Annotated in this window: 11 protein-coding genes; 9 read left to right on the top strand and 2 right to left on the bottom strand. The window is 62.0% G+C overall.

From position 1 onward, the window contains the following. Window positions 1-2 precede the first annotated feature (2 nt). The 9 genes from murD (at window position 3) to lpxC (ending at window position 10,463) form a co-directional block, all read left to right on the top strand. Entirely contained in the window at window positions 3-1,349 is a 1,347-nt protein-coding gene (gene murD / locus ACZ5BO_RS28835) for a UDP-N-acetylmuramoyl-L-alanine--D-glutamate ligase (RefSeq protein ID WP_025129461.1), read from the top strand. Beyond that, complete coding sequence (gene ftsW, locus ACZ5BO_RS28830; RefSeq protein ID WP_025129462.1) at window positions 1,346-2,563, top strand: putative lipid II flippase FtsW; 1,218 nt, start codon at window positions 1,346-1,348, stop codon at window positions 2,561-2,563. Before murD ends, ftsW begins: the two co-directional genes overlap by 4 nt. Continuing rightward, window positions 2,553-3,623 (top strand): undecaprenyldiphospho-muramoylpentapeptide beta-N-acetylglucosaminyltransferase, encoded by a 1,071-nt coding sequence (gene murG / locus ACZ5BO_RS28825; protein ID WP_025129463.1) that lies wholly within the window; start codon window positions 2,553-2,555, stop codon window positions 3,621-3,623. The genes ftsW and murG overlap by 11 nt, the downstream gene beginning before the upstream one ends. Further along, complete coding sequence (murC, locus tag ACZ5BO_RS28820) at window positions 3,616-5,073, top strand: UDP-N-acetylmuramate--L-alanine ligase (protein WP_464697159.1); 1,458 nt, start codon at window positions 3,616-3,618, stop codon at window positions 5,071-5,073. Before murG ends, murC begins: the two co-directional genes overlap by 8 nt. Next, the gene (locus tag ACZ5BO_RS28815; RefSeq protein ID WP_025129465.1) at window positions 5,070-6,026 is read left to right on the top strand and encodes a D-alanine--D-alanine ligase; all 957 of its coding nucleotides are present in this window, start codon (window positions 5,070-5,072) and stop codon (window positions 6,024-6,026) included. Before murC ends, ACZ5BO_RS28815 begins: the two co-directional genes overlap by 4 nt. A gap of 4 nt (window positions 6,027-6,030) precedes the next feature. Further along, window positions 6,031-6,897: a cell division protein FtsQ/DivIB gene (locus tag ACZ5BO_RS28810; protein WP_025129466.1), complete on the top strand. Its 867-nt coding sequence runs from the start codon at window positions 6,031-6,033 to the stop codon at window positions 6,895-6,897. A 14-nt stretch (window positions 6,898-6,911) separates the two neighbouring features. Beyond that, window positions 6,912-8,171: a cell division protein FtsA gene (gene ftsA, locus ACZ5BO_RS28805; protein WP_025129467.1), complete on the top strand. Its 1,260-nt coding sequence runs from the start codon at window positions 6,912-6,914 to the stop codon at window positions 8,169-8,171. 74 nt (window positions 8,172-8,245) lie between these two features. Further along, the gene (gene ftsZ / locus ACZ5BO_RS28800; RefSeq protein ID WP_025129468.1) at window positions 8,246-9,439 is read left to right on the top strand and encodes a cell division protein FtsZ; all 1,194 of its coding nucleotides are present in this window, start codon (window positions 8,246-8,248) and stop codon (window positions 9,437-9,439) included. Between the two features lie 112 nt (window positions 9,440-9,551). Then, the gene (gene lpxC, locus ACZ5BO_RS28795; RefSeq protein WP_011063304.1) at window positions 9,552-10,463 is read left to right on the top strand and encodes a UDP-3-O-acyl-N-acetylglucosamine deacetylase; all 912 of its coding nucleotides are present in this window, start codon (window positions 9,552-9,554) and stop codon (window positions 10,461-10,463) included. Window positions 10,464-10,531: 68 nt separating this feature from the next. On the opposite strand, the gene ACZ5BO_RS28790 is transcribed toward lpxC, so the two are convergent. Both ACZ5BO_RS28790 and ACZ5BO_RS28785 read right to left on the bottom strand, forming a co-directional pair. Continuing rightward, the gene (locus ACZ5BO_RS28790; RefSeq protein ID WP_025129469.1) at window positions 10,532-12,043 is read right to left on the bottom strand and encodes a sensor domain-containing diguanylate cyclase; all 1,512 of its coding nucleotides are present in this window, start codon (window positions 12,041-12,043) and stop codon (window positions 10,532-10,534) included. A 140-nt stretch (window positions 12,044-12,183) separates the two neighbouring features. Next, the gene (locus ACZ5BO_RS28785) at window positions 12,184-13,536 is read right to left on the bottom strand and encodes an OprD family porin (protein WP_464697156.1); all 1,353 of its coding nucleotides are present in this window, start codon (window positions 13,534-13,536) and stop codon (window positions 12,184-12,186) included. Window positions 13,537-13,683: the final 147 nt, after the last annotated feature.

The following is a 13,683-nucleotide window of genomic DNA, read 5'->3' as shown; positions in this document are numbered from 1 at the left end:
GAGTGTCTCTGATCGCTTCTGACCACTTCCGCATCGTTGTCGGCCTCGGCAAGAGCGGCATGTCCCTGGTTCGCTTCCTGGCGAGCCGGGGCGTCGCTTTTGCGGTGGCCGATACGCGGGAGAATCCACCTGAGCTGGCCACGCTGCGGCGTGACTATCCCCAGGTGGAAGTGCGTTGTGGCGAGCTGGATGTCGATTTCCTGTGCCGTGCCGACGAGCTCTACGTGAGCCCCGGCCTGGCCCTGGCGACCCCGGCCCTGCAGGCCGCTGCTGCCCGTGGGGTGAAACTGTCCGGTGATATCGAGCTGTTCGCGCGTAACGCGAAGGCGCCGATCGTCGCCATCAGCGGATCCAACGCCAAGAGCACCGTGACCACCCTGGTGGGCGAGATGGCAGCGGCCGCCGGCAAGCGTGTGGCGGTGGGCGGCAACCTCGGCACCCCGGCGCTGGACCTGCTCAGTGACGACGTCGAGCTGTACGTGATGGAACTGTCCAGCTTCCAGCTGGAAACCACCGACCAGCTGGGCGCCGAAGTGGCCACCGTGCTGAACATCAGCGAAGACCACATGGACCGCTACAGCGGCCTGCCGGCCTATCACCTGGCCAAGCACCGGATCTTCCGTGGCGCCCGGCAGGTGGTGTTCAACCGCCAGGATGCCCTGACCCGGCCGCTGATCGGCGAAGGCCTGCCGTGCTGGACCTTCGGTCTGAGCAAGCCCGACTTCAAGGCTTTCGGCCTGCGTGAAGAAGACGGCGAAAAATACCTGGCCTTCGAATTTCAGAATCTGATGCCGGTGCGCGAGCTGAAGGTGCGGGGCGCCCATAACCAGTCCAATGCCCTGGCGGCACTGGCCCTGGGGCATGCGGTCGGGTTGCCGTTCGACGCCATGCTTTCGGCCCTGCGCACGTTCTCCGGTCTCGAGCACCGCTGCCAATGGGTACGCGACCTGGATGGCGTGGGTTACTACAACGATTCCAAGGCCACCAATGTCGGTGCCGCCCTGGCGGCCATCGAAGGCCTGGGCGCTGACATCGACGGCAAGATCGTGCTGATTGCCGGCGGCGACGGCAAGGGCGCCGACTTCAAGGACCTGCGCGACCCGGTGGCTGCCAACTGCCGCGCGGTGATCCTGATGGGCCGCGACTCCGACAAGATCGGTGAGGCCATTGGCAACGCCGCACCGCTGATTCGCGTCGGTTCGCTGGTCGAGGCCGTGGAGCAATGCCGCGCTGCGGCCCAGCCAGGCGATGTGGTGCTGCTGTCGCCCGCCTGTGCCAGTTTCGACATGTTCAAGAATTACGAAGACCGTGGTCACCAGTTCGTCCGCGTCGTGGAGGAATTGGCATGAACCTGAGAAATATCATCAAGCCTTACCCTTCGCCGATCATCACCGGGCGCGGGATCGACCTCGATTTTCCGATGCTCGCCGGGTGCCTGACCCTGCTCGGCCTGGGGCTGGTGATGATTGCATCGGCTTCCACCGAGGTGGCGGCGGCGCAGTCGGGCAGCGCCCTGTACTACATGATTCGCCACCTGATCTACATCCTGCTGGGCCTGGGGGCCTGCATTGTCACCATGATGATTCCGATCGCCACCTGGCAACGCCTGGGCTGGTTGCTGCTGATCGGGGCATTCGGTTTGCTGGTGATGGTGATCATCCCGGGCATCGGCCGTGAAGTGAACGGCTCGATGCGCTGGATCGGTTTCAGTTTCTTCAACGTCCAGCCTTCCGAGATCGCCAAGGTATTCGTGGTGATCTACCTCGCCGGCTACCTGGTGCGGCGCCAGAAAGAAGTGCGTGAAAGCTGGATGGGTTTCTTCAAGCCGTTCATCGTGCTGCTGCCCATGGCCGGCCTGCTGCTGATGGAGCCGGACTTTGGCGCCACCGTGGTGATGATGGGGGCCGCTGCGGCGATGCTGTTCCTGGGCGGGGTCGGGCTGTTCCGTTTCTCCCTGATGGTGGTCCTGGCAGTGGCGGCGGTGGTGTTGCTGATCCAGATGCAGCCCTATCGAATGGCGCGCCTGACCAACTTCGCCGATCCCTGGGCAGACCAGTTCGGTGCCGGTTACCAGCTGTCCCAGGCGTTGATCGCCTTTGGTCGCGGGGAATGGTTGGGCGTTGGCCTGGGCAACAGCGTGCAGAAACAGTTCTACCTGCCTGAAGCCCATACCGACTTCGTGTTCTCGGTACTGGCCGAGGAGCTGGGCGCCGTGGGTTCTCTGTTGACCCTGGCCCTGTTCGTCTTCGTCTGTATCCGTGGCATGTACATCGGCCTCTGGGCCGAGAAGGCCAAGCAATTCTTCGCCGCCTATGTCGCTTACGGGCTGTCGTTCCTGTGGATCGGCCAGTTCCTGATCAATATCGGGGTGAACGTCGGCCTGCTGCCGACCAAGGGCCTGACCTTGCCCTTCCTCAGTTATGGCGGCAGCTCGCTGGTGATCTGCTGCGCCTGTCTCGGGTTGTTGCTGCGCATCGAGTGGGAGAGCAGGACCCACCTGGGCAGTGAAGAGATGGAGTTCAGTGAAAGTGACTTTGCCGAGGAGCCGACCCATGGGCGCTAACGTGCTGATCATGGCGGGCGGCACCGGTGGCCATGTGTTCCCGGCGCTGGCCTGTGCCCGTGAGTTCCAGGCTCGCGGCTACAGCGTGCATTGGCTGGGTACGCCCCGGGGGATCGAGAACGACCTGGTTCCCGCGGCCGGACTGCCCTTGCACCTGATCAACGTCACCGGGCTGCGGGGCAAGGGCAAGCTGTCCCTGCTCAAGGCGCCGTTCGTGCTGGTCAAGGCCGTGCTCCAGGCCCGGCGGATCATTCGCCAGTTGAAGCCGGTCTGTGTGCTGGGTTTTGGCGGTTATGTGACCGGTCCTGGTGGGGTCGCTGCCAAATTGTCCGGAGTGCCGGTCATCGTTCACGAGCAGAACGCCGTGGCCGGTACCGCCAATCGGCTGCTGGTGCCGTTGGCCGCCCGAGTCTGCGAAGCTTTCCCGGACACTTTCGGGGCGTCCGACAGCCGCCGCACCACGGGCAATCCGGTACGCACCGAACTGTTCCTCGAAACACCGCGCGAGGCCCTGGCCGGACGCAAGGCACGTTTACTGATCCTGGGTGGAAGCCTGGGGGCAGAGCCGCTGAACAAGCTACTGCCGGAAGCCCTGGCACAGGTCGCCCCCGAGCTGCGTCCGGAGGTGTTCCATCAGGCCGGTAAAAACCACGATGAAGTCACTGCAGAGCGTTATCGCGCCGCCGGCGTCGAGGCGCAGGTGCAGCCCTTTATCAAAGACATGGCCCAAGCCTATGGCTGGGCCGACCTGGTGGTCTGTCGCGCAGGTGCGTTGACCGTCAGTGAACTGGCTGCCGCCGGTCTGCCCTCGATGCTGGTGCCGCTGCCCCATGCGATCGACGATCACCAGACCCGCAATGCCGACTATTTGGCTCGTGAAGGCGCCGCCTTCCTGATGCCGCAAAGAACGACTGGTGCAGCGGACCTTGCCGCTCGCCTGACAGAGGTTTTGATGCAACCAGAACGACTCGACAACATGGCCCAGGCCGCGCGCCGTCTCGCCAAGCCCGACGCCACCCGCAACGTGGTGGATATCTGCCTGGAGGTGGCCCATGGTTGAGAATCAGAAAGCCATGCCGCAACCGGAAATGCGCCGTATCCGTCGTATCCACTTCGTCGGCATCGGCGGCGTGGGCATGTGCGGGATTGCCGAGGTGCTGCTGAACCTGGGGTATCAGGTGTCCGGCTCCGACCTCAAGGCGTCGCCAGTCACCGAGCGCCTGGAGTCTTTTGGTGCGCAGATCTTCATCGGTCACCGTGCCGAGAATGCCGCCAATGCCGATGTGCTGGTGGTGTCCAGCGCCGTGAATACCTCCAACCCGGAAGTCGCCACCGCACTGGAGCGGCGTATTCCGGTGGTGCCGCGGGCGGAGATGCTCGCCGAACTGATGCGCTACCGCCACGGCGTGGCCGTGGCCGGTACCCATGGCAAGACCACCACCACCAGCCTGCTGGCTTCGGTATTCGCCGCTGGCGGCCTGGACCCGACCTTCGTCATCGGTGGCCGGCTGAATGCAGCGGGCACCAATGCCCAGCTGGGTACCAGCCGCTACCTGATCGCCGAAGCCGATGAAAGCGATGCCAGCTTCCTGCACCTGCAGCCGCTGGTGGCCGTGGTCACCAACATCGACGCCGACCACATGGCGACCTACGACGGTGACTTCAACAAGCTGAAGAAGACCTTCGTCGACTTCCTGCACAACCTGCCGTTCTACGGGCTGGCGGTAATGTGCCTGGACGACCCGGTGGTGCGTGAGATCCTGCCCCAGGTCAAGCGTCCGACCGTGACCTATGGCTTCAGCGAAGAAGCCGACGTGCGCGCGATCAATGTTCGCCAGCAAGGCATGCAGACCTTCTTCACCGTGCTGCGTCGCGACCGCGAGCCGCTGGACGTGTCGGTGAACATGCCGGGCAACCACAACGTGCTCAATTCCCTGGCGACCATCTGCATCGCCACCGACGAGGGCATCAGCGATGAAGCCATCGTCCAGGGGCTGTCGGGCTTCCAGGGCGTGGGCCGGCGCTTCCAGGTCTACGGCGAACTGCCGGTGGAAGGCGGCAACGTGATGCTGGTGGACGACTACGGGCACCACCCGACCGAGGTCGCCGCGGTGATCAAGGCTGTCCGTGGTGGCTGGCCGGAGCGTCGCCTGGTAATGGTCTACCAGCCGCACCGGTTCAGTCGCACCCGGGACCTGTACGACGACTTCGTGCAAGTGCTGGCCGATGCCAACGTACTGCTGTTGATGGAGGTCTACCCGGCCGGCGAAGAGCCGATTCCCGGTGCCGACAGCCGCCAGCTGTGCCACAGCATTCGGCAGCGTGGCCAACTGGATCCGATCTACATCGAACGTGGGGTCGATCTCGCGCCCCTGGTCAAGCCACTGCTGCGCGCGGGCGACATTCTGCTGTGCCAGGGCGCTGGTGATATCGGCGGCCTGGCCCCGAAACTGTTGAGCAGTCCATTGTTTGCCGGCGCTGTAGCGGCCGGCCAGGGGAAAGCCAAATGACTGCGGCCTACGCCAACCTGATCTCGACGATCGCACCGCAGGATTTCGGGCGTGTCGCCGTGCTGTTCGGCGGCAAGAGCGCCGAGCGCGAGGTGTCCCTCAAATCCGGCAATGCGGTGCTCGATGCGCTGCTGAGTGCGGGAGTGGATGCGTTCGGCATCGACGTCGGTGATGACTTCCTGCAGCGCCTGCTGAACGAGAAGATCGATCGCGCCTTCATCATTCTCCACGGCCGTGGTGGTGAAGACGGCAGCATGCAAGGTCTGTTGGAGTGCCTGGGCATTCCCTACACCGGCAGCGGCATACTCGCCTCAGCCCTGGCCATGGACAAGCTGCGCACCAAGCAGGTCTGGCACAGCCTGGGCATTCCGACGCCGCGCCACGCCGTATTGACCAGCGAAGCCGACTGTATTTCCGCGGTGGCGGAACTGGGCCTGCCTTTGATCGTCAAACCGGCTCATGAAGGCTCCAGTATCGGTATGGCCAAAGTGACTTCCGCCTCCGAATTGATCGACGCGTGGAAGGCGGCCAGTACCTACGATTCGCAAGTGTTGGTCGAGCAATGGATCCAGGGTCCTGAGTTCACCATCGCGACCCTGCGCGATCAGGTGTTGCCACCGATCGCCCTGGGTACCCCCCACACATTTTACGACTACGACGCCAAGTACCTGGCTTCCGATACCCAGTACCGGATTCCGTGCGGGCTCGACAGCGCCAAGGAACAGGAACTCATGGACCTCACGGCGAAAGCCTGTGAGGCACTCGGTATCGCCGGTTGGGCACGTGCCGATGTGATGCAGGACGCTCAAGGGCAGTTCTGGTTCCTGGAAGTGAATACCGCTCCGGGGATGACCGACCACAGTCTGGTGCCGATGGCCGCCCGTGCGGCGGGCCTGGATTTCCAGCAGTTGGTCGTGGCCATCCTGGCAGCCAGTCTTGAGGCGAGAGGTTAAGTCCATGCAAGGCGCGTCGCTTCGTCATCAGCCACCTGCACCCGGCCGCAAGCCGGTGCCGCGGGGTGCCAGCCGGATGGTGGCCAAAGAGCCGATGTCGGTGCGCCTGCCGAAAGCCAACTTCGGCTTTCTGAAAAGCCTGTTCTGGCCGGTGCTGCTGGTGGCATTGGGCTTTGGTACCTATGAAGGTGCCCAACGCCTGTTGCCCTATGCCGACCGTCCGATTACCAAGATCGCCGTACAGGGCGACTTGAGCTACATCAGCCAGCAGGCGGTGCAGCAGCGGATCGCGCCTTACGTCGCGGCGAGCTTCTTCACCATCGACCTGGCGAGCATGCGCACGGAGCTTGAGCAGATGCCATGGATCGCCCACGCCGAAGTGCGTCGGGTGTGGCCGGACCAGGTGGTGATTCGCCTGGAAGAACAGCTGCCGGTGGCCCGTTGGGGCGACGAGGCACTGTTGAACAACCAGGGACAGGCCTTCACCCCGCGTGAACTGGCGAACTATGAACACTTGCCGCAGTTGTTCGGGCCTCAGCGGGCCCAGCAGCAAGTGATGCAGCAGTATCAGGTGTTGAGCCAGATGCTGCGGCCCCTGGGCTTCTCGATTGCCCGTCTGGAGCTGCGCGAGCGCGGCAGCTGGTTCCTGACCACCGGTGCCGGCAGTGCCGGCCCGGGTATCGAGTTGCTGCTGGGACGCGATCATCTGGTGGAAAAGATGCGCCGCTTCATTGCCATTTATGAAAAAACGCTGAAAGAACAGATTACGAACATCGCGCGCATCGATCTGCGCTACGCCAACGGCCTGGCCGTCGGCTGGCGCGATCCAGCGGCACCCACGACGGCGCAACCTGCCGTCGCGAAGAATTAAGAAGAGGCAGGACCATGGCAAATGTGCAAAGCGGCAAAATGATCGTCGGCCTGGATATCGGCACCTCCAAGGTGGTGGCGCTGGTGGGCGAAGTCGCGGCCGATGGCTCGCTGGAAATCGTCGGTATTGGTACCCATCCTTCCCGCGGCCTGAAGAAGGGCGTGGTGGTGAATATCGAGTCCACCGTGCAGTCGATCCAGCGCGCGGTAGAAGAAGCACAACTGATGGCGGGCTGCCGTATCCACTCGGCCTTCGTCGGTGTGGCGGGCAATCACATTCGCAGCCTGAACTCCCACGGCATCGTGGCGATCCGTGATCGTGAAGTCAGCTCGGCGGACCTGGAGCGGGTTCTCGATGCGGCCCAGGCCGTGGCGATCCCGGCGGACCAGCGGGTTCTGCACACCCTGCCGCAGGACTACGTGATCGACAACCAGGAAGGCGTGCGCGAACCCCTGGGCATGTCTGGCGTACGTCTGGAAGCCAAGGTGCACGTGGTGACCTGTGCGGTGAACGCGGCCCAGAACATCGAGAAGTGCGTGCGTCGCTGCGGCCTGGAAATCGACGACATCATTCTCGAGCAACTGGCCTCGGCCTATTCGGTACTCACCGACGACGAGAAAGAGCTGGGCGTGTGCCTGGTGGATATCGGTGGCGGTACCACCGACATGGCGATCTTCACCGAAGGCGCGATCCGTCACACCGCGGTGATCCCGATTGCCGGCGACCAGGTGACCAACGACATTGCCATGGCCCTGCGCACTCCGACCCAGTACGCCGAGGAAATCAAGATCCGCTACGCCTGCGCCCTGGCCAAGCTGGCCGGTGCCGGCGAAACCATCAAGGTGCCGAGTGTCGGCGACCGTCCACCGCGCGAGCTGTCGCGCCAGGCCCTGGCCGAAGTGGTCGAGCCGCGCTATGACGAACTGTTCACCCTGATCCAGGCCGAGTTGCGTCGCAGTGGCTACGAAGACCTGATCCCGGCCGGCATCGTGCTCACTGGCGGCACCGCGAAGATGGAAGGCGCAGTGGAACTGGCAGAGGAAATTTTCCACATGCCGGTTCGCCTGGGCGTACCCCACAGTGTCAGGGGCCTGTCCGACGTGGTGCGCAACCCGATCTATTCCACCGGCGTCGGCTTGCTGCTGTACGGGTTGCAGAAGCAATCCGACGGCATCTCCTTCTCCGGCATCGGCAGCCGCGACAGCTACAGCAGCGACGAGCCCAAGGCGGCGCTGCTCGATCGCATCAAGAGCTGGGTGCAGGGCAACTTCTAAGAATCAGTTTCAAGCAACACGTTTCAAGCAGTAGGCAGTAGGCGAAAAACTAGAGAAATGAAAGGAGAGGGAAAATGTTCGAACTCGTAGACAACATCCCGCAGAGTCCGGTAATCAAGGTTATCGGTGTTGGCGGTGGCGGCGGCAACGCAGTCAATCACATGGTCAAGAGCAACATTGAAGGCGTCGAGTTCATCTGCGCCAACACTGACGCTCAAGCGCTGAAAAGCATTGGTGCCAAAACCATCCTGCAACTGGGGACGGGTGTGACCAAGGGCCTGGGCGCGGGTGCCAATCCTGAAGTCGGTCGTCAGGCCGCACTGGAAGACCGCGAGCGGATCGCCGAGGTCCTGGCGGGCACCAACATGGTGTTCATCACCACTGGCATGGGTGGCGGTACCGGTACCGGTGCGGCGCCGATCATTGCTGAAGTCGCCAAGGAAATGGGGATCCTCACCGTTGCGGTGGTGACTCGTCCGTTCCCGTTCGAAGGCCGCAAGCGCATGCAGATCGCCGATGAAGGCATCCGCGCGCTGAGCGAAAGCGTCGATTCGTTGATCACCATTCCCAACGAAAAGCTGCTGACCATCCTCGGTAAGGACGCCAGCCTGCTGTCGGCTTTCGCCAAGGCCGACGACGTGTTGGCTGGCGCCGTTCGCGGTATCTCCGACATCATCAAGCGTCCGGGCATGATCAACGTCGACTTCGCCGACGTGCGTACCGTGATGAGCGAAATGGGCATGGCGATGATGGGCACTGGCTGCGCCAGCGGTCCGAACCGTGCACGTGAAGCCACTGAAGCGGCGATCCGCAACCCGTTGCTGGAAGACGTGAACCTGGAAGGCGCGCGCGGCATCCTGGTGAACATCACCGCGGGTCCCGACCTGTCCCTGGGCGAGTACTCCGACGTGGGTAGCATCATCGAGGCCTTCGCTTCGGAACACGCGATGGTCAAGGTCGGTACCGTTATCGATCCGGACATGCGTGACGAGCTGCATGTCACCGTAGTGGCCACCGGCCTGGGCGCGAAGATCGAGAAGCCTGTGAAGGTCATCGACAACACCGTTCAGACCTCCATGTCCGCGCAGTCGCAAGCGCCAGTTGCTGCTCGTCAGGAACTGCCGTCGGTGAACTACCGTGACCTGGATCGTCCGACCGTGATGCGCAATCAGGCACAGTCGAACGCGGCGACCGCGGCGAAGCTGAATCCGCAAGATGATCTGGACTACCTGGACATCCCGGCATTCCTGCGTCGTCAGGCCGATTGATGGAATGTATCAGGGGTATTAGGGTGATTGGTGTTCAGCAAAGGCATGGTCTGCTATTATCGCCAGCCTTTGTTGATACCAGTTCGCAATTTGCGCTGAAGCGGCCCAAGCCATGATTAAACAACGCACCCTGAAGAATATTATCCGTGCCACAGGTGTAGGCCTGCATTCCGGGGAGAAGGTATACCTGACCCTCAAGCCTGCGCCTGTCGACACCGGCATTGTGTTTTGTCGTGCCGACCTGGACCCTGTGGTGCAGATTCCTGCTCGCGCGGAAAATGTTGGCGAAACCACGATGTCGACCACCTTGGTCAACGGTGACGTCAAAGTAGACACGGTGGAGCACTTGCTCTCGGCCATGGCTGGCCTGGGCATCGATAACGCCTACGTCGAGCTCTCCGCGTCTGAAGTCCCGATCATGGATGGTAGCGCCGGACCCTTCGTATTCCTGATTCAATCTGCTGGCCTCGAAGAACAGGACGCAGCTAAAAAGTTCATCCGCATCCTTCGTGAAGTGACCGTGGAAGACGGCGACAAGCGCGCCACTTTCGTGCCTTTCGATGGTTTTAAAGTGAGCTTCGAGATCGATTTCGATCACCCGGTTTTCCGTGACCGCACCCAGAGTGCAAGCGTGGACTTCTCCAGTACTTCGTTCGTTAAAGAAGTCAGCCGCGCCCGTACCTTTGGTTTCATGAGTGATATCGAGTACCTGCGCAAGCACAACCTCGCACTCGGCGGCAGCGTGGAAAACGCAATTGTGGTCGATTCGGATGGCGTACTGAACGAAGACGGTCTTCGCTACGAAGACGAATTCGTCAAGCACAAGATCCTGGATGCAATTGGCGACCTCTACCTGCTGGGCAACAGCCTGATAGGCGAGTTCAAAGGCTTCAAGTCGGGCCATGCACTGAACAACCAGCTACTGCGCAAGTTGATTGAGCAGAAAGATGCCTGGGAAGTCGTGACCTTCGAAGATGCCAGCACTGCACCGATCTCTTACATGCGTCCGGTTGCGGCCGTGTAAGTCACTCTCTCTTTCCTTTTGTTTTTGAAGGCCATCCCCCCGGATGGCCTTTTTTTATGCCTGGATACTCAAGCGCCGTGCTTGCAGCGGCCCTGGGACATATTGGAAACCACCCGATTGCGACCACTGGACTTGGCCAGGTACAGAGCCTTGTCGGCACTGCCGAGCCAATCTTCGAGGCAGGTCTCAGGGTTGCCTGACCAGGTATTGATGCCGATGCTGACGGTCAGGGGCGTGGCCTGTTCGCTGACGGCCGGCAAGGCTTCGATGCTGGCGCGGATCTTCTCGGCAAGCATCGAGGCGCCGGCGCTGTCGGTGCCGGGAAGCACCACGGCGAACTCTTCGCCACCGTAGCGAGCGGTGATATCCGTGGGGCGCCCGGCGCAGGCGGCAATATTCTGCGCCACTGCACGTAAGGCCTGGTCACCCAGGGGGTGGCCGAAGCGGTCGTTGAAATTCTTGAAGTGGTCGACATCGATCATCAGCAGCGACAGTGGCAGCAGTGTGCGCTGGGCCCGTGCCCATTCACTGTTCAGGGCCTGATCCAGGGTGCGACGATTGGCCAGGCCAGTGAGGGCGTCGACGGCTGCCAGGCGCGCCAGCTCCTGCTCGGCGCTGTGACGGCGTCGCAGTTCGCGGCACAGCAGCCAGGTCATCCAGAGGAGGGCGATGCACAGCAGCCCCGTGGCGCTGCTGATCAGCAACGCAGTACGTTGCCAGGAGCCGAAGACCTCGTCGGTGGATAAGGCAACGATCACGATCAAGGGCAGGTCGCCGACCTGGGAAAAGGTGTACAGCCTTTGTTGCTGGTCGACGCTGGAGATGCCGCTGAAACTGCCGTTGCCTTCGCGCAGGATACGCACGAAGTTGGGACGCTGGCTGAAATCCCTGCCGATCAGGTTGTCGGCCAGGGGCGGTTGTTGCGCCAGCAGGATACCGTCGCGGCTCACCAGGTTGATCGAGCCGTTGTGGCCGATATCCAGGCCCTTGAACAATTCGTTGAAATAATCCAGGCGCAGGGCGGCTTCGGCCACTCCGAGGAAGCGGCCATCGGCGTCGCTGAGCCTGCGGCTGAAGCTGATGCGCCAGTCCTGCTCGGCATTGCGGGCCCGGAACGGGCGGCTGATCAGCATCCCGGGGTCCGGGTTGTCGACATGGGACTGAAAATATTCGCGGTCAGCGAAATTGTCGGTGCGTGGTTGTACCGAGGCGGAGTCGGCGATCACGTCGCCATGGGGGTCCAGCAACAGGATGTTGCCCTTAAAGGGGGCCGCGGTGGCGCGATCAAAGAGTGCCAGGTGGCGGATCGGCGCAGGCACCTGGCGCAGGTCGGTGCGTTGTGCGGCACTGATCAGGCCTTTGAGGGACAGGTCGTAGAGCTCGACATTGCGCAACACGTCGGAGTCGATCAGTTGCACGATATTGCTTGCGGCACGGGTGGCCGCCTGCTCGGCAGCAGCGTGCTCGCGGATCAGCAGGTAGGCGACGATGCTGAGAATGGCCGCGACTATCAGTGAACTGGCCAGGATCAACAGGCGTTCGGAGTTTGTCGGGAGGGGGGGCGCACTGCTCAGGCTCATGATTCCGGCTTCTGCTACGGAGAGATTTCAGTTTCTTCTTATGGACGCGGGCTGCAGGAATCGGTCACGCCTTCGAGCCTGTATAAATCCGGGGCCAAAAAAAGGCCAGCGAAACATGCTGGCCTTTTGCTTATATCGGTTTAGAAAACGTTGATCGGGTAGTCGACGATCACTCGGTATTCATCGGTGTCGTTGTCCACCGCACCGTAGCCGTTGCCGCCGCGGTTGGTGGCCCACTGCAGGCGGACCGACAGGTCCTTGGCCTTGCCGCCCTGCACCACGTACTTGAGGTCCAGGTCGCGTTCCCAGTGCTTGGCGTGCTTGCCGTCGGCGCTGTACCAGCTGGAGTAGCCACGGCTGGCCGGGTCGACCTTGGTCAGGTCCAGTTCGCCGCGAGAATAGGACAGCGCCGAGGTCAGGCCCGGCAGGCCGACTCCGGCGAAATCGTAGGCGTACTTGAGCTTCCACGAGCGCTCGTTGGGACCGTTGAAGTCCGAGTATTGCTGGGAGTTGTCGAGGTAGATGCTGTCGCCCTGGGCAATGTAGTCGAACGGCGTGTTGCCGTTGACCCGCTGGTAGGCCGCGGTGACGCTATGGCTGCCAACGCCGACCGTGAAGTGCAGGCTGTAGGTGTTGTTGTCGATGTTGCCCAGCAGGGCCTGGCCGGTGTCCTGGGTGTGATAGAAGTGCAGGCCCGGATTGAGGCTGACCAGGTCGTTGACCGCGTAGGTGTAGTCCAGGTCGTAGTAATACTGATTCCAGATGTCCTTGAGCTCGGAGGCATAAAGGCTGCTGGTCAGCCCCGGGACGCTGCTCCAGGCCACCCCGGCCCAATTCAGGTGCAGGCTTTCATCACCTTTTGGCAGGTTGCCGTAGGAGGTGCCGATGCGCTTGTGGCCGCTCTGGTTGTAGAGCTTGGTGAAACTGGCCTGGCCGCCTTCGATCAACCAGCCATCGAAGCTGTGGTTGGTCAGGCTCACGCCACGAAAAGTCTGGGGCAGCATGCGGCTCATGCCCCCGGCGATCACTGGGTTGTTGAGAAACAGATCGCCGGCCTTGAGCTCGGTATCGAAGGCTCGCATCTTCAAGGTGGCACCGGTAGTGGAGAACGAGCCGGGCGCCTTGTGCTGGCCATCATCACTGACGGGCAGGATGCTCGATTTGCTGGTGCCGCCTCCGCCGTCCAGCTTGAGGCCGAGCATGGCGTTGGCATCCAGGCCGAAGCCTACGGTGCCCTGGGTGTAGCCGGACTCGAAGACCCCGAGGAAACCTTGGCCCCACTCGATATTGTCGTTGGTTTGCTGATGCCGGTTGCGATTCATGTAGTAGTTGCGGGCAGTGAGCTTGAGGCTCGAACCGGCGACGAAGCCCTCGTCATTGGGTTCTTCAGCGGCCTGGCCCAAGGCCGGAATAGTTGCAGCGATTGCAATGAATAGCGGGCTGATTTTCAGCGTGGTCCTGAACAACGTGTAGCTCCTTTGGTGAGTGAACATGGTTTTTTATTGTGAATTCGGTTGTTTCTTATTCTGTACATGACGAATTTGCCGAGGGTTTCTCCACGGCAAAAAAAAGCCGCTGAAGTCAGCGGCTTTAAGACAACTTACTCCCGGGTTGAACGCAGAGAAGTTGTCGAGGGAAAC

The sequence above is a fragment of the Pseudomonas sp. FFPRI_1 genome (assembly GCF_055384485.1).
Note: the sequence above shows the minus strand (reverse complement) of the source record. Positions and strands in the feature narration are given on the sequence as shown.